Below are 26,001 nucleotides of genomic sequence, written 5' to 3'. Positions count from 1 at the left end.
AATGGGACGCGGGGGCGGCGACAGCGGTTCCTCCGGAAGGGCCCGAGGCGGGTGGGGCGGGCCGGCCCGAGCCGGCCCGCCCCGAACCGTCACAGCAGGTACAGCGGGGTCTTCCAGATGCCGCGCCCGTGGGTGGCGGCGTACAGGTTGCCGTCGATGCTCACGTGCAGGTCGAACACGGCGGTCAGCGGCAGGGCCTTCGGCCCGCTGCCCGGCTCCCGGCCGACGCGCCGCCACCGGATGGTCTCCGGGGTGGCCCGCCGGTCGGCGACCAGCACGCCGAGGTCGGTGGCGACGACCAGCTTGTTGCCGACCACCACCACGTCGGTGGCCGGGACGTCCGGGAAGCCCACCGACAGGTCCGTCCAGGCCACCGAGACGCCGCCGGCGGTCCTGGTCAGCTTGCCCCGGAACACGTGCTTGACCCCGGCGCCCGGGCCCTCGATGAAGCGCCGGTTGAAGCCGTTGAACACCAGGTAGATGGTCGAGTTGGTGCGGTCGGTCGGGTCGAAGGTGACCGCGTTGGGGTACCGGTTGGGTAGCCCCGTCATGTCCAGCTCCGTCCAGGCGCCGCCCCAGTTGGTGGCCACGCCCCGGGTGAAGCCGGCGCTGTTGCAGTTGGACTCGCCGCACCAGGCGGCCAGGTAGGTGTCCTTCGTCGGGTCGGCCGGCGCCTTCGGGTCGGCGACCCCGTCGATGCCGACGACCAGCCGGCCGCCGTCGGAGTCGAGGGTGTAGAGCTTCTGCCAGCCGTTGTCCTCCTGGGCGGCCGCCTCCTCGGGGGTGTACGCGAACGCCAGGTCGTGCCGCCAGACCGAGTTGCCGCCGGCCACCCAGCGCTCGCTGCTGCCGTCCCGGGTGTTCTTCGAGCCGCGGATCGCCCGGAACGGGGCGGTGAACCGGGAGTTCACGTCCGGCACCGTCACGTCGAAGACGGCGTTGGTGGTGCCGTTGCTGCGGCCGCAGTTCTTGGTCAGCCACAGGTTGAGGTTGGTGTACTCGTCCAGGATCTGGCAGCCGTTGCGCGGGTTGACGACGGTGTCACCGCCGTCGCCGCCGAACGGGCTGACCATCTTGCGCGCCCCGGCCCGCAGCAGCGAGCCGCCGTTGTCCTGCAGGCCGCCGGAGACCGTGACGCCCTGGCGGTTCGGGTCCCGGCCGGTGGCCACCGAGTAGTACTGCAGGGTGCGCAGCCCGTTGTTGTGGTTGGTCCAGTCCAGCGCGTGCCCGTCGGCGTTCTCCCGGCTGACCGCGGGGGCCAGCGGCCGGGAGTAGACCCCGCCGTCGTTGCCGACCAGCACGGTGCCGTCGCTGATCGCGATGGAGTGCTGGTCGGAGTGGGTGGTGGGCGGGCAGCCGCCGGTCGGGTCGGTGATCTTGAAACAGGGGAACGGGAAGTTCCAGTACGGTCCGACGGTCTTCCAGCTGCCGCCGCCGTCCTCGCTCTCGTACACCTCTTCGAGGCCGAGGTAGACGTGCCGCGCGTTGCCCGGATCCACCTCGATGAAGTTGTTGTACCAGGCCTGCACGCCGGGCTGGTATCCCGGCAGGGACTTCAGCGCCGAGCCGGAGTCGGCCAGCTTGGTGGAGTCGGCGATGCGTACCCAGGGGCCGAGGATCCCGCCGGTCGAGCGGAAGGCGCCCTTGAGCACCGACGCCGCCCCGTCGAGCAGCTGCTCCGGGCTCTCCTGCACCAGGTAGTAGCTGTGCCCGTCGGCGGAGACCGCGAACTCGGCGTTGCCGACGTCGTCGTTGTCGATGTCGCCGAGCAGGTTCACCTTGGTGAAGCTGCCGGCCTTACCGCCCACCGTGGACAGGTAGTAGCCGTTGTACGCCGCACCCGACCGCCAGGCCGCGTTGATCAGGACGGTGCGTCCCCGGCTGCCCGGGTCGATCAGCACGTCGTTGACGATGTTGTCGTACGGCTTGGTGACGTCGCTGTCCGACGCCGGGTTCGGCAGGAACAGCAGCTCCCACCGCTCGGCGTGCCGCCGCTCGTCGGTGGAGTGCCGCCACAGGCCCCGGGTGGTCGCCGCGTAGACGTGCCCGGCCCCGTCGAACTTGAGCTGGTTGATGCTGCGTGACTCCAGCTCGTCCCCGCCGACCCGGTCGGCCTGGGAGAAGCCGCGCGCCCGGCTGGCGTTCCGCAGCCGGTAGACGCCGGCCCCGGTGTAGCTGGTGGCGCCGGTGTTGGCCTCGCCGGTGGCGTACCACAGGGTGTCGGACGCGGCCTGGTAGACCAGGTCGCCGGTGGACAGGGCGAGGATGCCGTCGGAGATCGGCGTCCACTTCCCACCCACGAGCTTCTTGCGGAACACGCCGCCGTTGGCCCCGCCGGCGAAGACCTGCCCGCGGCCCGACGCCAGCCCGGTCACCCGGCCGGCCACCAGCCCGGCGCCGCCGCCGGAGTTGGAGAAGTTCGGGTCGCGGTAGTTCGGGTCGTCGGCGTCGTACGGCTTGTCGGTGACCTCCGTCCAGGGGGCCAGCGTGCCGGGCAGCCCCCGCAGGTCGGCGAGGGCGTCGCCGTACTCGCCGGGCGCCACCGCGCCGTACGGGGCGACCCGGGCGGACGCCTCCTGGGCGGCGTACGGCTTGATCCCCTTCGGGCCCGACTCCTCGCCCTCGTCGTCGCCCGGCTCGGCGAAGGCGGGGGTGACCGTCGCGAGCACCGTGACCACGGTGGTCACGGCGGCGGCGATCATGCGTCGGCGGTCCCGCCGACGGTGTTGAGCAGTGAGCATCGCGCTCCTCCCCACAGTGGGCGGACAGCCCCGTTGGCGTCCGGCCCGTCTCGCACGCTAGCCATCGATCAACATCAAGGGAAGTTGCCCAGGGAAACGAATCACCCGATCGGCCGCCCATTCCGGACGGTCGGCGGCGTCGATCGCACCCCGGGCCGGACCGCGTCGACGCTCAGCGGGCGGGCAGGGCGGCGGTGACCCGGACGGCCTTGACGATGGCGGGGATGGAGCCGATCAGCAGGACCAGGGCCCAGACGATGGCGATCACCGCGAACACCACCGCGCCGACGTCGTCCAGGATGCTGACCACGATCACCGGCAGCAGGCCCTGCAGGAACGCCAGCACGACCGTGCAGAGCAGACTGGTCACGGCCAGCGCCACCAGGCCCTTGTTCTGCAGGAAGCGGGGCTGGGCGAGCAGCAGCAGCGCCACCCAGACCAGCTTCAGCACCAGGATCAGCCCGAGCAGCAGCCCGGCCTCGCCGACCGGGAAGAACCCCCACAGCGCCAGGTACGCCAGGGTGCCGAACGGCGGCGCCAGGAACAGCGACACCATGATGGACAGCTCGACGAACGCGATCACCAGCAGCACCAGCGAGGCGAGGATCAGCAGGATCGAGAAGATCAGCGTGGCCACCCCCTGGATTCGGCCCTGGATCCGGTCGGGCAGCACCAGGCTCAGGCAGAACAGCCCGGTGGTCCAGAGCGCCACCACGTCGATCAGCGCCAGGTAGCCGGTGCCGCGCCCGGCGGGTTCGCTGACCCCGGCCACGTCGCCGACGTCCACCCCGAGGTCCGTCGCGCCGAGCCGTAGCGCGCCGGTCGCGTCGCCGCCGCCGGTGAGCAGCGACGAGCCAAGCTCCAGCCCGACCACCAGCAGCACCGCGACCAGGGCCAGCAGCAGGAACGGTTTGCGCAGCTCACCCACGGCGGGCCTCCTCGAACGGGCGCGGACGGACCCCGCGCGGCGGCGTCGGCCGGCGGCTCACGAGGCGGCGACGGTGACCGCGCATCCGGCACCCCCCGGGCAGCTGATCAGGACGGTCACCGGCCGGTCGACGGCGACCTTCGCCACCGCGCCGGCGTCGTCGCCCGGCTCGACGGTGTCGTGGACGGTGAGATCCGCGCCCCGCGGCGCCGGGGCGGTCACCCCGAACGCCGCGGGGCTGCGCAACACCAGGGTCTTCAGCCCGCCCGGGTCGGCCACCCGCAGCGGGCACTCGCCGACGAAGGTCAGCACGTCCCCGGTACGGCCGCAGTCGGCGGCGACGGTGGCCGGGTCCACGGTGGCGGCCCCGCCGGTGAGCCGGCCCAGCCAGCTCACCACCGCGGGTGGCCGATCCGCCCGACCGGTCCCGCCGCCGACGCCCACGGCCAGCGCGAACAGCGCCACCAGCAGCACCGCCAGCGCGCCCAGCAGCAGCTTGCGCCGGCCGCTCATGGCTGCGCGACCGCCGCCGGCCGCTCGGTGAACCGGATCTGGTCGACACCGGCGAAGTAGTTGTTGGTGCCCTGGGTCTTGCCCACCGCGACCAGGGTGAGCGTGTGTCTTCCGGCGCCGAGCCGCAGCGCCCCGACGTCCTCCAGATCGTGCCGCACCACGGTGGGCGTGAAGCCGAGGAACGTGCCGCCCACCTGGACGCCGTCGATCTGCCAGATGGTGTTCGCGTAGTCGAACGAGGTGGTCCGGGCGGCGGCGAACACCCACACCGCGTCGGCGGGCAGGTCGACCGACACGCTGACCTGGTCGCCGGGGGCGAAGCCCAGGAAGAACAGCTGCTTGCCGCCGGACCAGGTCACCGCGCAGCAGTTGTCCTGCGCGCCGACCTTCGCCGCGGTGCCGGACGGCGACTCCACCTTGGCCCCGGCGACCAGGCTCTCGGCCTCCAGGGTCACCACCCGGGGGGCGCCGGGCGCCGGGGGGCCGTCCGGGCGGGTCAGCAGGTACCCGACCACCCCGCCGACCACCAGCACCAGCGCCACCGCGGCGGCGATCCACGGCCAGGGGGTCCGCTTCGGCGGGGCGACCGCCCGGACCTCGTACGTCACCCGGCCGCTGGAGCGGGAGCTCTCCTCCGGCGCGGTGTTCGCCGAGTACGCGAAGCCGGTCATGTCGTACCGGCGGGGGGCGGTGCCCGGCGGCACCACCAGCCGGACCAGGAACGACACCGACCCCTGCGCCGGCACCACCCGCTGCGGTTCGGCGACGGTGAACCAGGCGCGCTGGCTGCCGTCGCCGGGCGCCACGTCGAACACCACGGTGTCCGGCGCGAGGCCGGGATTGGAGACGGTGAAGGTAAGCTCCCCGCGGTTGGCGGCGTCCAGGGTGAACTGCTCGGCGGCGGCGACGACGGCCCATTCGGTGGTCATGACGGCTCCTTCGGTAACGGCTGCGCCGGCCCGGCGGACGCCGGCGCGGCGGGGTGGTACGGGACGGCGGCCCGACCGATCGCCGGCGCTGGATCCGGGTCGGCGGGCGGCCCGGGGTCCGCGGCGGGCGGCCCGGGCGGCTCGGCGTCCTGGGCGGGTGGCCCGGGCGGGACGGGCGGCTCGGCGTCCGGAGCGGGTGGCCCGGGGTCGGCGAGCGGGACGACCTCGGCGGTGACCGCGGCCGGCTTCTCCGCCTCGACGATCCGGGTGATCACCGGGAGCAGCCCGACGGCGGCCGGCGGCACCCGCACCACCAGGTGGAACGGCCGGTCGGCCGGCTCGTCCAGGACGAACCCGGTGACCCCGGTGGCCAGCTCCAGCGCGGTCCGCATCCCGTACGGCGTCCCCCGCCAGCGGGCCAGCAGCGCGCCGTGCGCGACCAGGTCCCGCAGCCGGCCCGCCGGCAACGGCAGCGGGGCGTCCGGGCGGGGCGGGGCGAGCACGTGGTCCATCGCCACCCACCGGGTCAGGTACGCCACGAACCCGTCCGGCGTCCGGTACGGGGCGAACAGCGCGTCCACGTCGGCGAGCACCGCCTCGTCCGGGGCGTGCAGCGCCTCCATCACCTCCAGCAGCGCGTACAGCACGCTGCCCGGCGCGCTCGCCCGCTGGTAGGCGGCGGGCAGCAGCCGCTCAATCGCCGTTCGGCGCATCCTGCCGCACCACCTCTATGTCGTGCTCGCCGGAGCAGAGCAGCCAGGTGTCCGGGACGGTGACCACGTCGGCGGTGGCCTGGTTGGCGCTGGCCGTCCAGTCGACGGCGTCGCCGCTGCGGTAGACCCCGCGCTCGCCGCCGGCCAGCACCAGCCGCTCGGCCGGGCCGGCCCCGCCGGTGGCGGCGACCGCGTCCACCGGCACGAACCGGGTCCGGTCGCGCAGCGGCAGCCCGCAGTTGACCGTCACCGGCTGCCACTGCGGCTGCGCGGCCAGGGTGTCCAGTCGCAGCACCCCGCCGCTCTGCGTGGCGGCCACCGCCAGGGTGCCGGTGAAGGCCAGGTCGCGGCAGGTGCCGCCGACCCAGCCGGCCTGCACCTGCTGCCACTTCACGTCGGATTCGAACAGCCGGGTGCGGTGGCAGCCCTGCCCGGGTTTCTTCGGGTCCGGTTCGCCGGCGCCGGCCCAGAGCAGGGTGGCCGGGCCGTCGTACTGGACGGCCAGCACCCGGGAATCCACGTTGGCCAGGCCCACGTGGGCGAAGCTGCCGGGGCGACCGGCGTTGGTGGACAGGTAGACGCCGAAGGAGGCCTGCGCGGCGACCGCCACCCCGGGGGCGCCGCGCTCGGAGACGAACGCGCGGACGGCGTAGAAGCCCCGGTCCGCGTCGGCCGGGTCGACCAGGATCTGCAGCGGCACCGAGCCGGGCAGCAGGGACACCTCGTACAGGCCGGCGTCGGTGGCCAGCAGCAGGGCACCCGCGCCGTCCCGGTCGATCCAGGCCAGGTCGAAGATCCGCGCGTCCAGGTCGGTGAGCAGCGTCCAGGTCTCGCCGAGGTCGGTGCTCAGGTGCACCCGTGAGCCGCCGGCCGCCCGGGTGGTCACCACGGCCACCGAGCCGGGGCGGGGGGTCACGCCGGGGCGTACCGGGGCGGGGGCGGGGCTGACCCGTACCACGTTCTCCCCGTCGAACCGGCCGGCCGGCTCCCAGCCGGCGCCCGCGTTGGTGGAGCGGAACAACACCTCGCCCCGGCCGGCGTACCAGGTGCGGGCCTGGTACTGGTCGACGGCGAGCGCGCTCACCTGCGCGTCCGGGGCCTCGTCGACCACGAACCGGACCGACTCGACGTAGCGCACCCCGGGCTCGGCCTGCTCCAGCAGTCGGTACACGTTGGATGCCCGCAACGGCTCGCCGAACGGCCAGCCGGCCGGGTTCAGCGCGGTCGGCAGCGGGCTGAGCGTCTGGTGCAGCCGGTCGTGGATGCGCCGCCGCACCGCGTCGACGTCCTCCTCCCGGCGCACCACCACCCGCGCCCGGATGGAGACCGCCTTGTAGCGCGCCCAGCCGGCCCGGCAGCTGGTGCCCAACGCCCGCCGGGAGTCCAGGTCCGCCGCCACCCGGCTACGGGCCTCCTCCACCTCGTGCTCGCGCAGCACCGACACCGGCAGCCGGCCGCCCGGGCGGGCCTCGTCCGGCACGTACGGCACCAGCACCACCTCGACCTCGCCCGGCCGGGCGAAGCTGTAGACCGCGGACCGGGTGAACGCCCGGGCTCGGGCCACCGCGCCGGAGCCGGCGGCGAGGATCTCGAAGTCCCGTGCGGTGACCGCGCGCTGCTGGGCGAAGAACTCGTACGGCCCGCGGACCAGCGCCGAGTCCAGCGTCTCCATGTCCCGGCCACCGGTGGCCGGTTCGGGATTGTCCGCCCGCACCCCGGCCAGCGGGTCGCGCAGGCCGGTCAGCGCGCCGGCGGCGACGTTGCCCGAGCGCCCGCCGCCGCACCGGTACCACAGCAGCACCCGCGCGCCGGCCGGCGGCACCGCGGCCACGGTCACCGGCCCGGCGCCGCCCAGCGGCGTCCCGTCGGCCGCGCGCAGGTCCAGCGCCGGGGCGAAGGTGACCACCCCGGAGCAGCGGTCCACCAGGTAGACCTTGGCCTGGTCGCCGAGCCCGGCGAAGCTGTCCACCGGCCGCCAGATCTCGTACGTCCGCCCGTCGTGCTCCCGGGCGGCCGCGCCCAGCTCCACCGACCCGGTCGGCACCTCCACGCCGAGCAGCAGGTCCAGCGGCTCGGTGGTGCGGGCCAGCGGCGCCCGGGCGGCGCGCAGCACCTGCCCGGGCTGGCCGGTGCCGACGCCGATCTGCTCGGCCTCCACCGGCTCGCAGTGGTGCATCCGGACGGTCACCTCGGTCGCGCCCTCGGTCAGCACCGTCGGCTCGGTGGTGACGAAGACGACCGGTTTCGGGTCGGCGCCCCGGGCCGCGGCCACCCGGGTGCCGGCCGGGATCCGCACCGCCGAGCGGTCCCCGCCGGTACGGCTGAACCGGACGTCCGCCCAGGCCGCGGTGGGCGCGTGCCGGGCCACCCCGAGCAGGTTGAGGAACTGCACGTACGCCTTCTCCGGCAGCTGGTTCAACCGGTAGATCATCACCTCGGTGAGGTGGGCGAACGCCTCCACCAGCGCGATGCCCGGGTCGTGCGCGGACAGGTCGGTCCAGGCCGGGCAGGACTGCCGGATCCGCTCCCGCGCCTCGGTGACGAGGTCGAGGAAGCCGCGGTCGTCCAGGTGCGGCACGGGCAGCGTCATGACGGGTCCCCCTGGGCCGGGTCGGTGTCGTCGTCGGGCGGCGAGTCGACGTCGTCGGGCAGCAGGTCGACCGAGAAGACCAGCTGGCCGGGGGAGAGGCTGGCGCGTACCCGGTAGTCCAGCCGGATCACCAGCCGCCACGGGTCGTCCGGGTCTCCGCCGGCGTCCACGTCGAGCACCTCGATCCGCGGCTCCCACCGGCGGATCGCCTGCCGTACGTAGTGGATGGCCAGCCCGGCGGTGGTGTCGTCGTTGGGCGCGAAGACCAGCCGGTGCAGCCGGGAGCCGTACCCGGGTCGCATCAGCCGCTCGCCCGGCGTGGTGGACAGCAGCAGGTACAGCGCCTGGCGTACCGTCTCGTCGCCGTCGGTCATCGCCAGGCCGCCGGCCGCGGTCAGCGCCAGGCCGCCGCCGAGGCCGGCGTCGAAGCCGGCGCCGACGAACCGGAACGCCCTCATCGGTCCGCCTCCACCAGGTCCTGCGCCGGGTCCCGGACGGTGTGGTGGACCAGCCCGGGCGGGGTGCCGTCGGTGAGCCCGTCCAGGTTGGACAGCACGATCCGGCGCCCGTCGACCCGCAGCCAGTCGCTGTAGCCGACGGTCACCTTCAGCGTCTTCACGCAGGGCTTGATGGTCGGGCCGTAGTTGGGGCAGGCCACGATGCTCCGGCCCTCCGGGTCGGCGTCGGCCAGCACCGGCACCCCGCCGACGGTCAGCCAGGTCTGCGCCGCCTGGTTGGTCACCCGCCCGTCGTGTGCGCAGGTGATCACCGATCGCAGGTGGATCCAGCGCATCAGCCGCCTCCTGAATGTGCCCGGGCGAGCGCGCCGGCCTGGTCCCGGGCGGTCGCGGCGTCCTCGGTCGCGTCGGCGTGCAGGAAGTCGACGCTGCGGGCCCGCACCACCATCGCCCTCCCCGGCGCGGAGAGCACCAGGTCGGTCGCGGCGTGCAGGGTGGTCAGCGCAGGCGTCAGCTCCAGGAAGCTGCCGTTGTCGGTGGCCAGCCGCAGGGTGCGGGCCGCGTCGTCGACCACGATGGTCTGCCCGCTGCCGGTGCGCACCGACCAGCGGCCGGACCGCCCGTCGGCGATGCCCGCGTCGTACGGCTCAACGGTGCCGAACAGCGAGCCGAGCACGATGCCGGCGGCCGGCTCGCCGCCGGGCAGCGCGACCAGCACGGTGTCGTCCGGGTCGGGCAGCGCCACGATGCCCTTGCCCTTCCCGGCGCCCGGGGTCAGCACGGCGAGCCAGCCGGCGTCCAGGTCCCCGTACGCGGGCAGGGTGAGCCGGATTCGGCCCAGCCGGTCCGGGTCGTCCACCTCGGTCACCGTGCCCAGGGTGACCACCGTGCCGGGCGCCGCCGCGACGGGTGGCGCGGCCGGCGGGGCGGTGCCGAACCGGGTGAGGTGCCCGTTGCCGTCCACGGTGTGCACCACCTCGGTGAGCACGTACACCCCGGCGAACTCGTCCGCGACGCCGGTCAGGGTGACCCGCCGGCCGGGCCGCAGCGCCGGGTCGCCCTCGGCGACGCCGTCGGCGGTGACCAGGGCGGCCACCCGGGCGTCCAGGCCGGCCTGGGCGATCGCGGCCAGCTCGTCGTCGCTGCGGCCGGGCTGGTCGACCGCGGTGCGGGTGCCGTCCGCGCCGACCGATGCCGGGTCCGGGTCCAGCGGGACGCGCCGACCGCTGCGCGCGGTGTCGGCCCGCTGGCTGATCGGCTCGGCGCGTTGCGGGTGCCAGCCGAGCGCGGCGGTGTCCCCGGCGGCCCGGTCGAGGTTGACGGCCAGCCGCACCGCGTGCAGCGTCGCGCCGAGGGTCAGCTCGAGCGGTTCGCCGTAGCCGTCGAGGGTGATCAGGTGGACCCGGTCGTCGTCGGCGGCCAGGTGCAGGCCGGCCCGGCCGGCGACCTCCAGCAGCAGGTCGAGGTCGCTGTGCCGGTGCTGCGTGACCCGGTCCAGCCGGGGACCGTCGACGTCGGCGGCGACGGTCAGCCCGACCTCGGCGCAGACCTCCCGGACCAGGTCGGCGACGGTGACCGACTCGAAGACCCGCAGCCGCTGCCGCTTGCGCAGCCGGTGCAGCGGGTCGTAGCCGCGCAGCCGCAGCAGCGGCGCACCGTCGGCCGGGTACTCCACCTCGACGCAGGTCACCTCGCCGGCGAAGAGCGGGTCGTCGCCGAGGCGGACGTCCAGGGTGGCGCCGGTCGGCACGGCCGGGCCCGGGCCGAGGCCCAGCGCGCCGGCGCCCGGCCCGGTGGCGTAGACCAGCTCGCACTGGGTCGGCTGGTCCAGCCGGGCGGCGATCCGGACGGCGCGCAGCCGGGCGGCGAGCGCCCCGGCCAGCGGCACCCCGTCGAGCAGCACGGTCGGCCAGGCGGTCACGGCGTCGTACCCCCCGTCGCGACGGCGCCGGTGGCGGCGGCCCGCAGCGCGTCGGCGGCCCCGCCCACGGCGGTGGCCGGGGGCACGGCGAGCGCGGCGCCGGCCGGCACGGTGAACGGATCGGTGATCCGGTTGTGCTCGGCGAGCAGCCGCCAGCGCAGCGGCGAGCCGAGCGCGTCGTGCGCGAGCAGGTCGAACCGGACCCCGGAGTAGCCCGGCGCGGCCGAGCCGTCCCCGGCGGCCACCACCGCCGAGCCGGGCGCGGCGACCGGCGTGGCGGCGGCGGACAGCTCCTCCTCGAAGCCCTCCCGCGCCCCGTCCGCGGACTCGGCCACCCGCACCAGCTTCAGCCGCAGCCAGGACCGGCGGGGTGATCCGGTCAGGGTGAACGCGTCGAACCGTTCGGCGATCGCCACGATCACCCCGGGCACGTTCCAGGTCTTGCCCCAGACCAGCCGGACCAGCGGCGGGCGCAGCCAGCCCTGGTCGGCGGCGGAGTTCTCGGCCAGCATCCACAGTGGCCGGGTCAGCGCGCGGACGTCCTCCGGCCGGGTCTGCGCCTCCACCAGGTCGGTGTCGAAGAGCAGGTCGAGCACCAACTCGGTGCGGCCGCCGCCGGTGAACACCAGCGGATCGTCGGCCAGCCCGGCCCCGACCAGCTGCCCGTCGCCAGCGCCGCGCGGGCGTATCCCGGCCAGCCGGGTCACCCGTACGGTCTCCGGGTTGAGCAGGCAGTCCACCCGGGCGCCGGTCTCGTCGACGAGGAACGCCACCCGTTCCATCAGCCACCCCGCTGTTCGGCGGCGAGCCGTTCGACGTGCGCGGGGTCCGCCGGGGCGCCGGCCGGCAGCCGCGCCGCCCGGTCGTCCGGCAGCGCCGGCCACGGGTCCGCCGCCCACCGCCGGGCCGTCGTGCGATCCCACCCCGGGGATACGACCACCGCGTCCACCCGGTGCGTCGGCTCGTCGGGCAGGGCCGGCCACGGGTCGACGGTCGACGTCGGGGTGGCGGCGACGTCGGCGTCCGTCGGCCGGTCCGGGCGGCCGACGCGCGCCGCCGAGCGGGCCGGATCCGGCGAGGCCCATCCGCTGGGGCGTGGCCACCCGCCGAGGCTCGGGTGGGCGCCGGCGGGGGTCAGCCGATCCGGCCAGGGGCTGGCGGTGGGCGCGCTCCGGTCCGGACCGGTGTCGGGGGACGGCGGGCCGGACGGCCGGCGGGTGCCGTCGGGGTGCCGGTGGTCGGTGCCCGAGCCGGGGGCGGGGAACCCGTGGTCGGCCCGGTGACCGGCACCGGCGGATCCGCCGGGGCGGTGCCACGGGGCCGGCCGCCCAGCGATGACGTCATCTCCGGTCGGGTCGGTCGCCGAGGTGCCGTGTGGTCCACCGGCCGCCGAGGTGCCGTGTGGTCCGGTGTTCGCCGAGGCGCCATCCGGTGCACCGGTCGGCGGGGTGCCGGCCCGGCCGAGCGGCACCCCGGAGGGTCCGCCCCGCGCCCAGGGGGGTTGGCCGTCGACCGGAACTCCGAGACCGGCCGCGGGACCAGCCGTCGTCCCGGTGTGCCGCTCGTTCCGGTCGGTCGACCCGCCGGCCGGTCGGACCCGGGTGGCGTGCCCGTCCGGTGTCGCGCCGGCGGTCCACGCCGGATCGTGGCCGGCGGTGTCCAGTGCCACGCTCACCCGGTCTCCCGCCACGTCAGGGCCGGCGGAGCGGGGGGCGTGGGCGCCTGGCGCCTCGCTCCCGGCGGCCGGTGGGTCACCGGGCGCCCAGCCGACGTACGGGATCGCCGGCCTGAGCCTGAGCCGGGCCGGTCGCGTGCCGTCCGACGGCGCCTCCCCGTCGCGGGGCGTCGAGCCGCGCGGGGTCGTCCCCGGGTGCCACTCCGTCGCGCGCCGGGCCACCCCGGGGCCTCCACCGGCCGCGCCCCGGGCCGGTCCCGGTCGTCCGCCGGCAGCGCCCCGCGTCATCCCGGCTCGTCCGTCGCGCCGGCCCGGGTCGGCGGGCGGCCACGCGCCGTCCGTACCGTCGGATCGGGCCCATCCCGCGCCCGCGCCGCCCGGCGGCCGGTCGGTGTCGGTGCCGTCCGGCTCCGGCCGACCGGAGTAAGGGTCGTGGCCGCCGGCCGAGGCCGGCCGGGCGGGGGCGTCGTCGGGCGGGTCCAGGCCCAGGTCGTGCAGCAGGCCCGGGGCGTGCGCGGCCACCGTGCGCAGCCAGTGCTCCGGCGGTTGCCCGGGCCGGCGCGGCGACCCGGCCGGCTCGGTCCACCCCGCCGGCGGCGCGTCGTCCCGGCCCGCGCGGAGCTCGTCCGCGTATCCGACGTCGCCGCTGTGGCGCTCGATCACGTCGGCCGCGGCGCGCAGCCGGCGGGCCAGCCAGTCACGCGGTCGCGGGCGCGGCGGCACTGCCGGGCTCCAGTTCCAGGCCCTCGTACGCGATGGTGAGCGCCACGATGGCGATCTCCTGACTCAGGGTGTGCAGGTGGGCGCCCCGCCAGCGCATCGGCCACGCGTTGATCAGGTTCCAGCGCAGCACCTCGGTGGTGCCGGCGGCGTCCAGCAGCACCACCGACACGTTGCGCCGGCTCACCGTGCCCTTGGCGGCGGCGTTCACCCAGTCCCACAGGTCGCGGGACGGGGTCAGCCCGAAGTGCAGGGTCACCGGCTCGTAGTCGACCTGCCCGGGAATGGCCCGGATCCGGTCGTTGCCGGCCTCCCGGTACGGCTCCCGGTGGATGGTCATGCCGAGGCCGCTCACCTCGGTGAAATGGCCGTTGGTGATGCCGTTGATGAGCAGCTTGAAGTTGTACGCCCGGTACGGGTCGACCGGGGCGCCCGGCTGCGGTGTGGCCGTGGTCGGCATGGATCAACCTCCAATCGTCTCGGTCTCGGTGCCGCCGGCCCACTGGCTCAGCTTGAACACCACGAACTCCGCGGGCTTGACCACGGCGATGCCGATGTGCGCGACCACCATCCCGGCGTCGCGGACGTCGACCGGGTTGGTCTCCTCGTCGCACTTGACGAAGAACGCCTCCTCGGGGGTGCGCCCCAGCAGCGCGCCGTCCCGCCACACCCGGGTCAGGAACGCGCCGACGTCGCGGCGGATCGAGCGCCAGAGCGAGAAGTCGTTCGGCTCGAACACCATCCAGCGGGTGCCGTTGGCGATCGCCTGCTCGATGGCGATGGAGAGCCGCCGGACGTTCAGGTAGCGCCACTCGCTCGCCTCGGCGGCCAGCGTGCGGGCGCCCCAGACCCGGATGCCCTCGCCGGCGAAGTAGCGGATCACGTTGATCCCCCTGGGGTTGAGCACGTCGTGCTCCGGCCGGGTGACCAGGTACTCCAGGTCGACGGCGCCGCGTACCGGCTCGTTGGCGGGGGCCTTGTGCACGCCGCGCAGGGCGTCGGTGCGGGCCCAGATGCCGGCCAGGTGCCCGCTCGGCGGGGTGAGCACCAGCTCGCCGCTGAGCGGGTCGCGGACCTTGATCCAGGGGAAGTAGCAGGCGCCGAAGTCCGACTGCCGGGGCCGGTACGCCACCGGGGCGTCGTCGTCCGCCGGCTTCGTCGGGGCGTCCGCCGGCTTCGGCGTACCGTCGGCAGGCTTGCCGTCGGCTGCGCGGGGCGGGCGGGCCGAGCCGGGGGTGGCGACCCGGGTGAGCCCGGAGATGTCCTCGATGCCCGGCGGCGGGTCGCAGATGGCGACCATGGTGCGCAGCCGCTCGGCCATGCTCAGCAGCGCCTCGTGCGACACCGGGTCGTGGAAGCCGGGCGCGGCCAGGATGGCCACCTCGTCCACGGCCTCCAGCAGTTGCAGCCCGGTCCGCCGCTGGCCGCCGCCGGTGAGCTGGCCGCCCTCGCCGACGTTCACCACCCAGCAGCGGGTGCCGCCGTTGTCCAGGAAGCCGAAGACCGCCCGGGCCAGCGGGGTGCTCTCCAGTTGGTCGCCGTCGGCGTACAGCCGCAGGAACTCCGACCAGCTGTTCACCGCCAGCGCCTGGTCGACGTGCGCGGTGCGGTCCGGGGCGACGCCGACGAACGCGGCGGTGCTGGTGCCGACCGCCCCGATCGGGCGGGCGCCGCTCGGCACCTCCTCGACGTAGATGCCGGGGGAGAAGTAGTTGGGCATCGGTCCTCCTGTGCGGGGCGGGTCAGGCCGGGGGTTCGCAGACGATGACGAGATCGGCGTCGGCCGGGTCGACCTCGGCGGTGAGGGTCCGGCCGCGGCCGACCAGGCGCAGCCGGACCAGCACGTCGGGCCGCTCCGGGTCGTGCGGCACGCCGCTGAGCCGGAACCGCCCGGCCGGGTCGGTCTCGGTGGCGTACGGGGTGCCGACCAGCTCGACCCGCATCGCCGCGAGCGGCTGCTCCTGCGGGCCGACCACCCGGCCGGTCAGGTCGCGCATGGCCAGCTGGCGCAGTCGCAGCGGGTGCAGCACCGGCGGCGCCGGCGGCACCGCCCGGGTCAGCTGGGCCGGCACGTCGACCAGCACCGCCGGCCGGGGCGGCACGCCGAACGCCCGCCACAGCGCCGGGTCGCCGGCCTCCAGCACCAGCTCCGGCTCGCCGGCCGCGGCGGCCGCGGCGAGCACCCGGTCCAGGCCGGCCAGCGCCGCCGGCGAGCCGGCGCTGACCAGGTACCGGACGGTGAGCCGGTACGGCTCGGGGGCGCCGGTGCCCCGGGTCTGCCGGGCCGGCCGCAGGGCCAGCGGCCACAGGGTCAGCCCGGCGTCCGGTCCACCGTCGACGGGCGGGCCGACCGGGACGTCCGCACCGGCCGCGTCGGCCAGCCAGGCCGCCAGCTCGGCGGTGGCCGCCTCGATCGGTCCGCGACCGGTCATCGCGGCGGGGTCCCCTGGATCCGGTACGCGATGGCCTCGTTCCACACGTGCGGGTAGACGCCGATCTCGAAGTACCGGGCGAACCGGTTGATCGGCGCGTTGGTGTGGTCGTGCCAGAGCAACCAGACCGGGGCGATGGTGAACAGCGCGTAGTTCAGCCCGACGGTGATCAGGTAGAGCGGGCCGAGCAGGCGCGCCTGGAGGATGTGCACGTCCTCGTGCCGCTGGATGGAGGGGTTGGCGCCGGCGCAGACCGTGCCGATGGTGGTGGCGTACACCGGGGAGACGCCCTCCACCACGTTCACCCGGCAGCTCCCGGCCGAGGTGGCCCGGTCCAGCGAGTGGCCGACGACCAGGTGCGCGGCCAGGTAGAGCGCGCCGGCGAAGGTGTTCAGCAGGCTCCAGGTGTGGTCCACCACGAAGAGCAGGATGCCGCGGGCGTCCGGGGCGTACACCCCGGCGGAGGCGACCGCCCAGCCGAACGGGCCGCCGACGAGCAGCCCCACGACGGCGCCGACGAGCAGGCCGATGGTGCCGCCGATCCAGCTGCCCAGCACGGCGCCGAAGATGACGTTGATGGCGGCGCTGAGGATTCCGAAGATCATCTTGATCGCCTCTCTCAGACCCAGGAGCGGATGTAGCGGGGCTCGCGACCCTGCGCGAGCTGGGTCGGGGACGCGCTCGTCGCCTGGCGGTTGCCCGGCGGGAGCTGGTTGGCGCCGAGCGCCGCGGAGAAGATGACCAGCCCGTTGAAGAAGGCGATGACCCACTTCTGCGCGCCGGCGTCGCTGGCGAAGGCCGCCGTCCCGTACGACAGCAGCAGCGCGACGGCCAGGGCGATCCACTTGCGAGCCTTGTCGCCGCCGGGGCCGATCAACCCGCCGACGACGTTGGCGGTGAGCAGGGTGGCGGCGCTGGCGCCGGTGAGGCTGCCGAGGGCGGCCCAGGTGAAGAGATCGTTCACGGCGATCTCCCTTCGGGTGGTGCGACCGGGGGTTGTGGTGGTGGTGAGGTGCGCCGCGGCGGCCGGGCCTGGGCCCGACCCGTCGGCGGGGTGCGGTGAGGGTTGGTGCGGGTGGCGGGTGGCGGGTGGCGGGTGGCCCGGCCGGTCAGGCCGGTCCGGGATGGTCGACCGGCGGCGCCGGGGCGGGACCGGCCGCCGCGGGGGCCGGGCCGGAGGTCGCAGCGCCCGGCCGACGCCTGCGCCGCAGCAGCAGAACGGCGACCACCCCGCCGGCCACCAGCACCAGGACGAGCCCGCCGCCGACGATCAGCCAGGGGAACCCGCCGCCGTCGCCGGCGGCCGCCGCCGGGCTGGCGGCGTTGGAGGGCCGCGGTGGGGCCTCGGCCACCGCCCGCAGCTCGGTCGGCTTGTCGCGCTGGGAGGGCACCTGCCAGGTGACCGAGCGGCCGCTGACCGTGCCGTTGGAGTCGATCACCCGACCGGGAAAGGTCACCGAGATCTCGAACGACATCAGCTTGAGGAAGGCCTGCTGACTCTGCGGCGTCTGTTCGGCTATCTTTCCGCCGTATTTCGTGGGGTCGAGCGGGAAACTGAAGCGGTACAGATCATTGTCCCGCGACAATTTTATGCTGCCGCTGGTGAAATCCTTCAGCGGGGTGTGCCGGTAGCTGATCTGGGTGCCGTAGTACCTGCTGTCCTGGTAGACGGTCTCCTCGCCCGGCGGGAGCGGGGGAATGTACTGCCGCATGTCGGCGAAGGCCGCCACCACGTTGGGATTCCGGTTGGTGAGCAGGGACTTCTCGGCGGTCAGCAGGAGCTGCCCGTCGACCGTGTCGTCCGCGTTGACCGTGAGCCCGACGTTGAGTTGCATGCACCCGGCCAGCAGCGCCACCAGGGCCAGGCACACCGCGACGCGGAATGCCCTGCCGGGTACGTGTCCCGTCATCATGGGCACAGTGTGTGTGATCCACCTAACCGTCAGCAGTCAGCGATCAGTCATTACGCTGTCACCCTTCTTACCCGCGCTCGCTCCCTTTCGGCCGAGTGTCGGAAACGATTCCGGCGGATATTCTGAAGGATTCGGCCGACGCCATTTCCCTCGCTCGGGGGATGACCTGCCGAGCGTCGGCCGCCAGGGTGGACGGTGCCCGACCGGCACGCACCGACGGAGATCCGATGACCCCCGCCCAGTGGCAGACCCCGAAGATCGAACTCCACGTGCACCTGGAGGGCGCCGTACGCCCCGGCCTGCTCGCCGAGATCGCCCGGGGCCACGGCCTGCCCGCGCCCGCGGCACCGGCCGGGCACTTCACCGACCTGTACGACTTCATTGCCGCCTGGAACGCCGTCACCGGTTGCCTGCGTACGCCGCAGGACTACCGGCGCGGCCTGTTGGCGTACGCCGCCGAGGCGGCCGACCACGGCGCCGTCTACCTCGAGCCGACGCTGGACTTCGAACCGCGGCTGAGCTGGGCCGACGTGCTCTCCGCGAGCGTGGACGCGGCCGCCGAGGCGCGGGAGCGGTTCGGGGTGGCGATCGGGCTGACCCCGCAGATCTGCCGGGGCCACGACGTGGGCCTCACCGAGGGGGCCGCCCGGGTGGCGACCCGCTTCGCCGGCCGGGGCGTGGTCGGCTTCGGGCTGGCCGGTGCCGAGGGCCGCTTCCCGACCGCCCCGCACGCCCGGGCCGTGCGGATCGCCGCCGACGGCGGGCTGCCGTTCGTCCCGCACGCGGGCGAGGCGGCCGGCCCCGAGGCGGTCCGCGAGGTGCTGGCCCTGGGCGCGGTCCGGATCCGCCACGGGGTACGCGCCGTCGACGACCGCGACCTGGTCGCCGAGTTGGTCGACCGGGGTGTCGTGCTGGACGTGACACCCACCTCGAACCTTCGCCTGGGCGTCGCGATCGCCGACCGGCCGCACCCGGTGACCCGGCTGGCCGCGGCCGGGGTGGCCTGCTCGGTCTCCACCGACGACCCGGCGATCTTCGACCTCACCCTCACCGACGAGTACGCCGTCGCGGCCGGCCTCGGCGTGGACGCCGCGTCGGCGTACCGGGCGGGGCTGGCCGGCGCGCTCTGCGACGCGACCACCCGCGCTCTGCTGGCCGACCTGGGCGCGTTGGCGTACGGCGAGCCGGCCGGGGCGGCACCGTCCACGGGGGACCACGCCGGCGGACCGTCGCCACTACCCTGACCGCGTGCCCTCCGTCTCCTGCGTGCTGCTGGTCGATCCGGCCGGTCGGCTGCTGCTGCAGCTGCGCGACGACCACGCGCCCCATCACCCGAACGTCTGGGGGCTGCCGGGCGGCCACGCCGAGCCCGGGGAGACACCGGAGCAGACCGCCCTGCGCGAGCTGTACGAGGAGACCGGGCTGATTCCCGATGCGCCGCTGCGGCCGTACGCGGTGCAGCGGCTGCCCGAGCTCGACCGGGTCAAGCACTACTTCTGGGCGCCCACCCGGGCCGGGCAGGGGGACGTGGTGCTCGGTGAGGGCGCGGCCATCGTCTTCGTCCCCGGCGACCAGGTGCTCGACGGCCGGCCGTTCACCCCGGGCACGGTCGACGTGCTGACCGGGTTCCTCGCCTCGACCGACTACGCCGCCCTGGTCACCGCCGCCGCCCACTGAGCCGCCGGCTCACCAGCCGCCGCGGTCCGCACCGGGGCGGCCGGTGAGCCGGCGGCTGCCGCTTGCCGGCCTCCGCCGCCCCGCTCAGCGTCGGGGCGGGTGCCAGTCGGCGTAGCGGGCCGCCTGCCGCAGCGCCACCGCCGACGGGGTGAGCCGGACCATGGTGTCGCGCAGGGCGACCGCCACCGGGTTGCGCAGCCGCTGGCCGAACCGTCCGATCCGGTCGGACGCCCGGGCCACCTCCTGGCTGCGGGGGCGCCGCTCGCGGTCGTACCGGGCGAGCGCGGTGTCGAGGCCGCCCGCGCCGCCCGCGCAGACCACGCCGAGCGTGACCGCGTCCTCGATCGCCTGGCAGGCGCCCTGACCCAGGTACGGCGTCATGGCGTGCGCGGCGTCGCCGAGCAGCGCCACCCGGCCGGTCACGTAGCAGGGCAGCGGGGTGGCGAGGTGGTGCAGGTCGTGTCGGAGCACCTCGTCCGGTCGAGTGGCGGCGAGCAGGGCCGGGATCGGGTGGTGCCAGTCGCCGAAGCGGGCGCGCACCTCGGCCAGCTCGTCCGGGGCGCGACCGCCCGGCGCGGCGGTGATCGCGGCGTACCAGTACACCTGGCCGGGGCCCAGCGGGACCATGCCGAACTCGGCGGCCCGTCCCCAGCTCACCGCCGTCGGCAGCGGGTCCGTCCAGCGGATCGCCGCCCGCCAGGTGGTGGCGCCGGCGTAGACCGGTGCCGGGATGTCGGGCCAGAGCCGGGCGCGCAGCACCGAGCGCAGGCCGTCGGCGGCCACCACCAGGTCGGCGCTCAGCTCGGCGGGTTCACCGTGCCGCCGGTAGCTGACCACGGCCCGGTCCGGGCCGGACGTCACATCGGTCGCCTCGGCGCTGGTGTGCAACGTGCCGGCGGGCAGCGCGGCGCGCAGGACGCCGTGCAGCGTGGTCCGGTGCACGCCGAGGGCGGTGGTGCCGAGCAGCCGGGTCATCTCCGCGGCGTCCACCCGGGACAGCCAGCGCCCACGCCGGGTGCGCAGGCCACCCGGCGCCTCGGTCCGGCCCTGCGCCCGCACCGCCGCACCGATGCCGAGCGCGTCCAGCCCGCGCAGCGCGTTGGCCATCAGGGTGATGCCGGTGCCCAACTCGCGCGCCTGTGGCGCGCGTTCCAGCACGGTCACCCGCCAACCCGTCCGGTGCAGGGCGAGCGCGGCGGCGAGGCCGCCGATCCCGCCGCCGACGACCACCGCGTGTCCGGCCATCCCCGCCTCCTTCCGTACCGTGCTCGCCGCCTTCACCGGCCGGTGAAGGCCCGGTGTCAGCTCACCGGGACGCGGGCCCGGTGCTCCCGGGGGCTGAGCCCGCGCACCCGGCGGAATGCGGTGCTGAGCGCGAACGGGCTGCCGTAGCCGACCTGCCGGGCCACCGCGCCGAGGGTGGCCTCCGGCTCGCGGAGCAGGTCGGCGGCGAGGCTCAGCCGCCAACCGGTGAGGAAGGCCATCGGCGGCTCGCCGACCAGGTCGGTGAAGCGGCGGGCCAGCGCCGCCCGGGACACCCCCACCTCGGCGGCCAGCGACGCCACCGTCCACGGGCGGGCCGGGTCGTTCTGCAGCAGCCGCAGCGCCGGGCCGACCACCGGGTCGCCGGCGGCCGCGTACCAGGCCGGGGCCGTGCCCGGCCGGTCGAACCAGCTGCGCAGGGCGGCGATCAGCAGCAGGTCGAGCAGTCGGTCCAGGACGGCCTCCTGGCCGGGGGAGTCGCGCACCACCTCGTCGGCGAGCAGCCCGACCAGCGGACTGTTCCCGTCGTCCGCCCGGACCACCAGCAGCGCCGGCAGCGCGTTGAGCAGCCGCCGGCTGATCTCCCCGGGCAGCTGGTACGTCCCGGTGAGCAGCACGGTGTCGCCAGGCGCGCCGGTGCCCCAGGTGCGCACCCCGAGCGACGGGGTGGCGGCCAGCGGCTCGCCGCGCAGCGTGGTGCAGCGCTGGCCGGGATGGATGACCACCTGCGGCAGGGTGGCCGGGTCGTCGGCGACGGTGTACGCGTCGGGCCCGCGCAGCACCGCCACGTCCCCCGGGCGCAGCGGCTCGGCCGACCCGTCGTCCGGCACCACCCAGGCGCCGCCCCGGACCACGGCGACCACGGTCAGCGGCGCCCGGTCCTCGATGCGCAGCGCGAACGGCGGATCCAGCAGCGAGCGGAGCAGGAACGCGCCCCGCGCCCGCGGCCCGTCCAGCAGCCCGGTGAGCATGTCCACCCCTGAAGGGTAGACGCCTGCGCATGCTTCGGCGACGACGAACCATTCAGCGTCCAGCCGTACGGCGGTTGACTGGGCGCATGACCGCACCTGAGAAGACCCTCGTCCTCGGCGGCACCGGCAAGACCGGCCGCCGGGTCGCGTCCCGGCTGACCGCGCGCGGCCTTCCCGTCCGGATCGGCTCCCGCGCCGGCACCCCACCGTTCGACTGGACCGACCCCGACACCTGGGCGCCGGCTCTACGCAGCGTCGGCGCGCTCTACCTGGCGTACCAGCCGGACCTCGCCGCCTCCGGTGCCGCCGGGACGGTCGGCGCGCTGGCCGAGCTCGCCGGGCGGCACGGGGTCCGGCGGATCGTGCTGCTGTCCGGGCGCGGTGAGCCGGCCGCCGCGGCGGCGGAGCGGGCGGTGGCCGCCGCCGGGCCGGACTGCACGGTGTTGCGGGCAAGCTGGTTCGCGCAGAACTTCAGCGAGGGGTACCTGCGGGACGGGGTGCTGGCCGGCGAGGTCGCGCTGCCGGTCGGCGACGTGCCCGAGCCGTTCGTCGACGCCGACGACATCGCCGACGTGGCGGTCGCCGCGCTCACCGGCGACCTGCCGCCCGGCGTGGTGCACGAGCTCACCGGGCCGCGGGCGCTGACCTTCGCCGAGGCGGTCGCCGAGATCGCCGCGGCCGCCGGCCGGCCGGTGCGCTTCGTCCCGGTCTCCGTCGACGAGTACGCCGACGAGCTGACCGCCGCCGAGGTGCCCGAAGAGGTGGCGGGCCTGCTGACGTACCTGTTCACCGAGGTCCTGGACGGGCGCAACGCCGCGCCGACCGACGGCGTGCGTCGGGCGCTCGGCCGTCCGCCCGGCGACTTCACCCGGTACGCCGCGGGCGCCGCCGACGCCTGGCGGCGCTGACCGGAACGGATCACCGGCGCACCCGGGTGGCGGGCGCCGGCCCGGGCTACGGTGGGGGCCGGTCCGGGCGGGTGGAGGAGGCGGCATGGTCCGGTGGAGCTGGTTCGCCGAGTCCGCCGCTCGGCTGCGGCAGGGCTGGCTGCCGGTGGTGGAGACCACCCTCGCCGCGACGATCGCCTGGCTGCTGGCCACCCGGCTGGTCGGCCACCCGCAGCCGTTCTTCGCCCCGGCCGCCGCCCTGATCGTGCTCGGCCAGGCGCGCGGGCAGCGGGTCCGCCGGGCGGTCGAGCTGGTGCTCGGAGTGGCCGCCGGTGTGCTGGTGGCCGACCTGGTGATCCAGGCCCTCGGGCCGCGTAGCACCTGGACCGTCTTCACCGTCATCCTGCTCACCATCGCGCTGGCCGTGGCTATCGGCGCGAGCACCATCAGCGTGGTGCAGGCCGCCGTCTCCGCGCTCTACCTGGTGGTGGTCGCCCCACCGACCGAGTCGCTGATCCCGTTCCGGTTCGTCGACGCGCTGATCGGCGGCGGCGTGGCGGTGGTCGCCAGCCAGCTGATCGACGCCCGCCGGCCGCTCGCCCCGCTGGTCGCCGAGTTCCGCCGCGCGTACGACGGGCTGGCCGAGGCACTGGAGGCGGTGGCCGACGGGCTGGACCGGCACGACGAGGCGGCCGCGATCGAGGCGTTGGAACGGGCCCGCGCGCTGGACGCCGGGGTGGAGCGGCTGCGCGGCGCGGTGCTCGCCGCCGGCGAGGCGGTACGGCTCAACGTCCGCCGCCGCCGGCACCTCGGCCGGCTGCGGACCGTGGACGCCTCGGTCGGCCAGCTCGACTACGCGGTCCGCAACGTGCGGGTGCTGGCCCGGGCCGGGGTGACGTTCAGCCGGCTGCCCACCCCCGTGCCGCCCGACCTGGGCGCGGCGCTGCGGCACCTGGCCGAGGCGGTGCGGGCCGTCGGCGCCGCCATCGCCGCCGACCTGGAGGGCGCGGAGGAGGTCGGCGACCGGCACGCCGAACGGGCCGACACCGCCGCGCTGGCGGCGGTCCGGATGGCCGGCCGGCTCTTCGCCCCGGCGCAGACCCTGCCGCTGGTGATGATCGTCGGACAGATCCGGGCCACCGCCATCGACCTGCTGCGCGGCGTACGCGCCGACGACGACGCGGCCGTGCTGGCCCGGGTCGACGACGCGCTCGGCCTGCCCCCGGTCTGACCCGCGCGCCCGGACGCCGGTTTCAGGCGCTCGCCCGACGGACCAGGGTGGACGGGAACGCGGTCACCGGCGGCGCGGGCCGGCGCTCCAGCACGGCGGTGGCCGCGGCGGCGGCGATCCGGCCCACCGGGTGGCTGGCGGTGGTCAGGGCGGGGGAGTGCAGGGCGGCGGGCGGGATGTCGTCGAAGCCGGCCACCGCCACGTCCCCGGGCACCCGCACCCCGCGCTCGCGCAGCACGGCGAGCACGCCCAACGCGGTCAGGTCGTTCACCGCGAACACCGCGTCGGTGTCCGGCCAGCGGGCCAGCAGTTCCCGCGCCGCCGCGCGTCCCCGCTCGGCGGTGAAGTCGCCCGGCAGCAGCCGGACCGGCAGCCCGGCCGCCCCCGCCAGCCGCCGGTACGCGTCGACCGACCGGTCGGCGCACGGCAGCCACCCCGGGCCGGTGACCATGGCGATCCGGCGCCGACCCGAGTCGTAGAGGTGGCGCAGCACCTGGCCGGCCCCGCCGCCGTTGTCCACGTCGAACGAGGGCACCCACCGCGAGCCGATCCCGATCGAGGCCACCCGCCCGCGTAGCGCGTCGGGCACCGCGTCCAGCAGCGGCCCGGTGGTGTTCACCAGCACCACCCCGGCGACGCCCCGGTCCTGCGCGAGCCGGCGCAGCGCCCCCGGGTCGCGCAGCGGCAGCCAGTGCAGCACCACCCCGGCCGGGTACTCGGCGCCGGCCCGAGCCGCGGCCGCGACCACCCGCTCCACGTACGGGTCGTCCAGCACCTCGGCGGTGGCCCCGGCGACCGCCACCACCAGGCGTACGCCGGCGCCACGCACCAGCGCGCGGGCCGCCGGGTCCGGCACGTACCCGAGGTGGTCCACCGCGGCCCGGACCCGGTCCCGGGCCACCGCGGAGGCGAAGCCGGTGCCCGCGACGACCCGGCTGGCGGTCGACCGGGACACCCCGGCCAGCCGGGCCACGTCGTCCAGGGTGGCCGGGCGGCGCGACATCGTCATCTCGTCCTCCAGCGACCGGCGGTGCGCCCCACCAGGCCTGGGAGCGCTCTCCAGCAGCCATCATCCCTCGCCGTCCCGGCCTCTGGTAAGGGGCGGTACGGCTTGCGCTGGTAGCGCTCTCAGGTGTGCGATCGTCGAGCCCACCGCCGACGAGAGGACCACCGTGAGGCAAGCCGACCCGACGGTCACCGCACCAGCCGCCACCGCCGTACCCCGGGCGGTGCTGGTGGCCCGCAACGGCGTCGCCCTGGTCTTCGCCCTCAACGGCCTCGCCGTGGCGTCCTGGTTCGCCCGGGTGCCGGCGGTCCGCGAGGCGCTCGGGCTCAGCGCCGGACGGCTCGGCCTGCTGCTGCTGGCCATGTCCGGCGGCGCGGTGCTGGCGCTGTCCACCGCCGGCCTGGTCACCCAACGCCTGGCGCCGGCCCGCACGGTGGTGCTCGCCACCTGCCTGGTGGCGTTCGGGCTGGTCGGGGTGGGCCTCTCCGCCGGGCTGGCCGGCTCGCTGCCGGGGGTGGCGGTCGGCCTGTTCGCGCTGGGCTACGGCTCGGGCACCTGCGACGTGGCGATGAACGTGGAGGGCGCGGCCGTCGAGCGGCGACTGGGCCGGACGGTGATGCCCCGGTTCCACGCGGCCTGGAGCCTGGGGTCGGTGGCCGGCGCCGGGCTCGGCGCCGGGGCCGCCCGCTTCGGCGTGCCGGTCAGCGCCCACCTGGCGGTGGTGGCCGCGGTGGTGCTGGCCGGCACCGTGCTGGGCGCCCGGGCGTTCCTGCCCGGGCCGGCGCCGGCCCACGACTCCACCGCGGGGCGGCGCGGGTTGGTCGCCGCCTGGCGGGAGCCGCGCACCCTGCTGATCGGCCTGCTGGTGCTGGTCATGGCGTTCACCGAGGGCAGCGCCAACGACTGGCTCGCGGTCGCCTTCGTCGACGGGTACGGGGTGAGCGAGGCGGCCGGCGCGGCCGTGTTCGGCGTGTTCGTCGCCGGCATGACCCTCGGCCGGACCGCCGGCACCGTGGCCATCGACCGCTGGGGGCGGGTGCGGGTGGTGTTCGGCACCATCCTGCTCGCCGCGGCCGGCGCGAGCCTGGCGGTGCTGGCCGGCTCCGGACCGGTGGCCATCGCCGGCGTGGTCCTCTGGGGGCTGGGCGCCTCGCTCGGGTTCCCGGTGGGGATGAGCGCCGCCGCCGACGAGGAGGACCGGGCGCCGGCCCGGGTGAGCGTGGTCGCCACGATCGGCTACACGGCGTTCCTGGCCGGGCCGCCGGTGCTCGGGCTGCTCGGGGACCGGGTCGGCATCCTGCCCGCGCTGCTGGTGGTGCCGGTGCTGCTGATCCCGACGCTGGCGCTGGTGCCGGTGCTCCGCCCACCGGCGGGCCGCTCCGACACCTAGAACCCTAGCCGCGGCGGGCCGTTCCCGGTATCGGGCGCCCGGC

25 protein-coding genes are annotated in these 26,001 nt (G+C 75.9%); 5 read left to right on the top strand and 20 right to left on the bottom strand.

The genetic code is table 11. The features are described from left to right. Positions 1 to 89: 89 nt before the first annotated feature. From ACFY3U_RS18680 to ACFY3U_RS18600, 17 genes are all read right to left on the bottom strand, one after another. A complete protein-coding gene (locus ACFY3U_RS18680; protein WP_387202849.1) occupies positions 90 to 2,741 on the bottom strand; it encodes a glycosyl hydrolase in 2,652 nt (883 codons plus the stop codon). Between the two features lie 172 nt (positions 2,742 to 2,913). After that, a complete protein-coding gene (locus ACFY3U_RS18675) occupies positions 2,914 to 3,669 on the bottom strand; it encodes a hypothetical protein (protein WP_387202846.1) in 756 nt (251 codons plus the stop codon). Between the two features lie 57 nt (positions 3,670 to 3,726). After that, positions 3,727 to 4,182: a hypothetical protein gene (locus tag ACFY3U_RS18670; RefSeq protein ID WP_387202844.1), complete on the bottom strand. Its 456-nt coding sequence runs from the start codon at positions 4,180 to 4,182 to the stop codon at positions 3,727 to 3,729. Next, entirely contained in the window at positions 4,179 to 5,111 is a 933-nt protein-coding gene (locus ACFY3U_RS18665; RefSeq protein ID WP_387202841.1) for a hypothetical protein, read from the bottom strand. Before ACFY3U_RS18665 ends, ACFY3U_RS18670 begins: the two co-directional genes overlap by 4 nt. Beyond that, entirely contained in the window at positions 5,108 to 5,824 is a 717-nt protein-coding gene (locus tag ACFY3U_RS18660) for a phage tail protein (RefSeq protein WP_387202838.1), read from the bottom strand. Before ACFY3U_RS18660 ends, ACFY3U_RS18665 begins: the two co-directional genes overlap by 4 nt. Continuing rightward, positions 5,805 to 8,414 (bottom strand): baseplate J/gp47 family protein, encoded by a 2,610-nt coding sequence (locus ACFY3U_RS18655; RefSeq protein WP_387202835.1) that lies wholly within the window; start codon positions 8,412 to 8,414, stop codon positions 5,805 to 5,807. The genes ACFY3U_RS18660 and ACFY3U_RS18655 overlap by 20 nt, the downstream gene beginning before the upstream one ends. Beyond that, a complete protein-coding gene (locus ACFY3U_RS18650) occupies positions 8,411 to 8,872 on the bottom strand; it encodes a GPW/gp25 family protein (protein ID WP_387202832.1) in 462 nt (153 codons plus the stop codon). Before ACFY3U_RS18650 ends, ACFY3U_RS18655 begins: the two co-directional genes overlap by 4 nt. Next, a complete protein-coding gene (locus ACFY3U_RS18645) occupies positions 8,869 to 9,207 on the bottom strand; it encodes a hypothetical protein (protein ID WP_387202829.1) in 339 nt (112 codons plus the stop codon). The genes ACFY3U_RS18650 and ACFY3U_RS18645 overlap by 4 nt, the downstream gene beginning before the upstream one ends. Then, the gene (locus ACFY3U_RS18640) at positions 9,207 to 10,793 is read right to left on the bottom strand and encodes a phage baseplate assembly protein V (protein WP_387202826.1); all 1,587 of its coding nucleotides are present in this window, start codon (positions 10,791 to 10,793) and stop codon (positions 9,207 to 9,209) included. The genes ACFY3U_RS18645 and ACFY3U_RS18640 overlap by 1 nt, the downstream gene beginning before the upstream one ends. Beyond that, a complete protein-coding gene (locus tag ACFY3U_RS18635; RefSeq protein ID WP_387202823.1) occupies positions 10,790 to 11,575 on the bottom strand; it encodes a hypothetical protein in 786 nt (261 codons plus the stop codon). The genes ACFY3U_RS18640 and ACFY3U_RS18635 overlap by 4 nt, the downstream gene beginning before the upstream one ends. Further along, the gene (locus ACFY3U_RS18630; protein ID WP_387202820.1) at positions 11,575 to 13,191 is read right to left on the bottom strand and encodes a hypothetical protein; all 1,617 of its coding nucleotides are present in this window, start codon (positions 13,189 to 13,191) and stop codon (positions 11,575 to 11,577) included. Before ACFY3U_RS18630 ends, ACFY3U_RS18635 begins: the two co-directional genes overlap by 1 nt. Beyond that, positions 13,166 to 13,648, bottom strand: coding sequence for a phage tail protein (locus ACFY3U_RS18625; protein WP_387202816.1), 483 nt, complete (start codon positions 13,646 to 13,648; stop codon positions 13,166 to 13,168). The genes ACFY3U_RS18630 and ACFY3U_RS18625 overlap by 26 nt, the downstream gene beginning before the upstream one ends. 3 nt (positions 13,649 to 13,651) lie before the next feature. Next, positions 13,652 to 14,908, bottom strand: coding sequence for a phage tail sheath family protein (locus tag ACFY3U_RS18620; protein WP_387202813.1), 1,257 nt, complete (start codon positions 14,906 to 14,908; stop codon positions 13,652 to 13,654). Positions 14,909 to 14,930: 22 nt separating this feature from the next. After that, positions 14,931 to 15,620, bottom strand: a complete 690-nt coding sequence (locus ACFY3U_RS18615) for a carboxypeptidase-like regulatory domain-containing protein (RefSeq protein ID WP_387202810.1) — start codon at positions 15,618 to 15,620, stop codon at positions 14,931 to 14,933. Further along, entirely contained in the window at positions 15,617 to 16,225 is a 609-nt protein-coding gene (locus ACFY3U_RS18610; protein WP_387202806.1) for a glycine zipper family protein, read from the bottom strand. Before ACFY3U_RS18610 ends, ACFY3U_RS18615 begins: the two co-directional genes overlap by 4 nt. 14 nt (positions 16,226 to 16,239) lie before the next feature. Then, positions 16,240 to 16,584, bottom strand: coding sequence for a hypothetical protein (locus ACFY3U_RS18605; RefSeq protein ID WP_387202803.1), 345 nt, complete (start codon positions 16,582 to 16,584; stop codon positions 16,240 to 16,242). 145 nt (positions 16,585 to 16,729) lie between these two features. Further along, a complete protein-coding gene (locus tag ACFY3U_RS18600) occupies positions 16,730 to 17,533 on the bottom strand; it encodes an LppM family (lipo)protein (protein WP_387202800.1) in 804 nt (267 codons plus the stop codon). 227 nt (positions 17,534 to 17,760) lie between these two features. Here ACFY3U_RS18600 and ACFY3U_RS18595 point away from each other — a divergent pair, with 227 nt between their 5' ends. Both ACFY3U_RS18595 and ACFY3U_RS18590 read left to right on the top strand, forming a co-directional pair. Then, positions 17,761 to 18,777, top strand: a complete 1,017-nt coding sequence (locus tag ACFY3U_RS18595; RefSeq protein ID WP_387202797.1) for an adenosine deaminase — start codon at positions 17,761 to 17,763, stop codon at positions 18,775 to 18,777. A gap of 4 nt (positions 18,778 to 18,781) precedes the next feature. Then, positions 18,782 to 19,210, top strand: coding sequence for an NUDIX domain-containing protein (locus tag ACFY3U_RS18590; RefSeq protein ID WP_387202795.1), 429 nt, complete (start codon positions 18,782 to 18,784; stop codon positions 19,208 to 19,210). 84 nt (positions 19,211 to 19,294) lie between these two features. Here ACFY3U_RS18590 and ACFY3U_RS18585 read toward each other — a convergent pair whose 3' ends face one another. Together ACFY3U_RS18585 and ACFY3U_RS18580 are read right to left on the bottom strand one after the other, a co-directional pair. Beyond that, positions 19,295 to 20,455 carry an FAD-dependent monooxygenase gene (locus ACFY3U_RS18585; protein WP_387202792.1) on the bottom strand — a complete coding sequence of 387 codons (1,161 nt, stop codon included), beginning with the start codon at positions 20,453 to 20,455 and terminating at the stop codon, positions 19,295 to 19,297. Between the two features lie 56 nt (positions 20,456 to 20,511). Further along, a complete protein-coding gene (locus ACFY3U_RS18580; RefSeq protein ID WP_387203033.1) occupies positions 20,512 to 21,444 on the bottom strand; it encodes an AraC family transcriptional regulator in 933 nt (310 codons plus the stop codon). Between the two features lie 86 nt (positions 21,445 to 21,530). On the opposite strand from ACFY3U_RS18580, the gene ACFY3U_RS18575 reads away from it, so the two are divergent. Continuing rightward, complete coding sequence (locus ACFY3U_RS18575; protein WP_387202789.1) at positions 21,531 to 22,352, top strand: NmrA family transcriptional regulator; 822 nt, start codon at positions 21,531 to 21,533, stop codon at positions 22,350 to 22,352. An 85-nt stretch (positions 22,353 to 22,437) separates the two neighbouring features. Then, entirely contained in the window at positions 22,438 to 23,562 is a 1,125-nt protein-coding gene (locus tag ACFY3U_RS18570; RefSeq protein ID WP_387202786.1) for an aromatic acid exporter family protein, read from the top strand. A gap of 22 nt (positions 23,563 to 23,584) precedes the next feature. On the opposite strand, the gene ACFY3U_RS18565 is transcribed toward ACFY3U_RS18570, so the two are convergent. Further along, positions 23,585 to 24,571: a LacI family DNA-binding transcriptional regulator gene (locus tag ACFY3U_RS18565; protein ID WP_387202783.1), complete on the bottom strand. Its 987-nt coding sequence runs from the start codon at positions 24,569 to 24,571 to the stop codon at positions 23,585 to 23,587. Between the two features lie 163 nt (positions 24,572 to 24,734). On the opposite strand from ACFY3U_RS18565, the gene ACFY3U_RS18560 reads away from it, so the two are divergent. Next, positions 24,735 to 25,958, top strand: coding sequence for an MFS transporter (locus ACFY3U_RS18560; RefSeq protein ID WP_387202780.1), 1,224 nt, complete (start codon positions 24,735 to 24,737; stop codon positions 25,956 to 25,958). The last annotated feature ends 43 nt before the right edge of the window (positions 25,959 to 26,001 follow it).

It is taken from the genome of Micromonospora sp. NPDC000089 (assembly GCF_042899365.1).
Classification (GTDB): Bacteria; Actinomycetota; Actinomycetes; order Mycobacteriales; family Micromonosporaceae; genus Micromonospora.
This window is presented reverse-complemented; position numbering and strand designations above follow the sequence as displayed.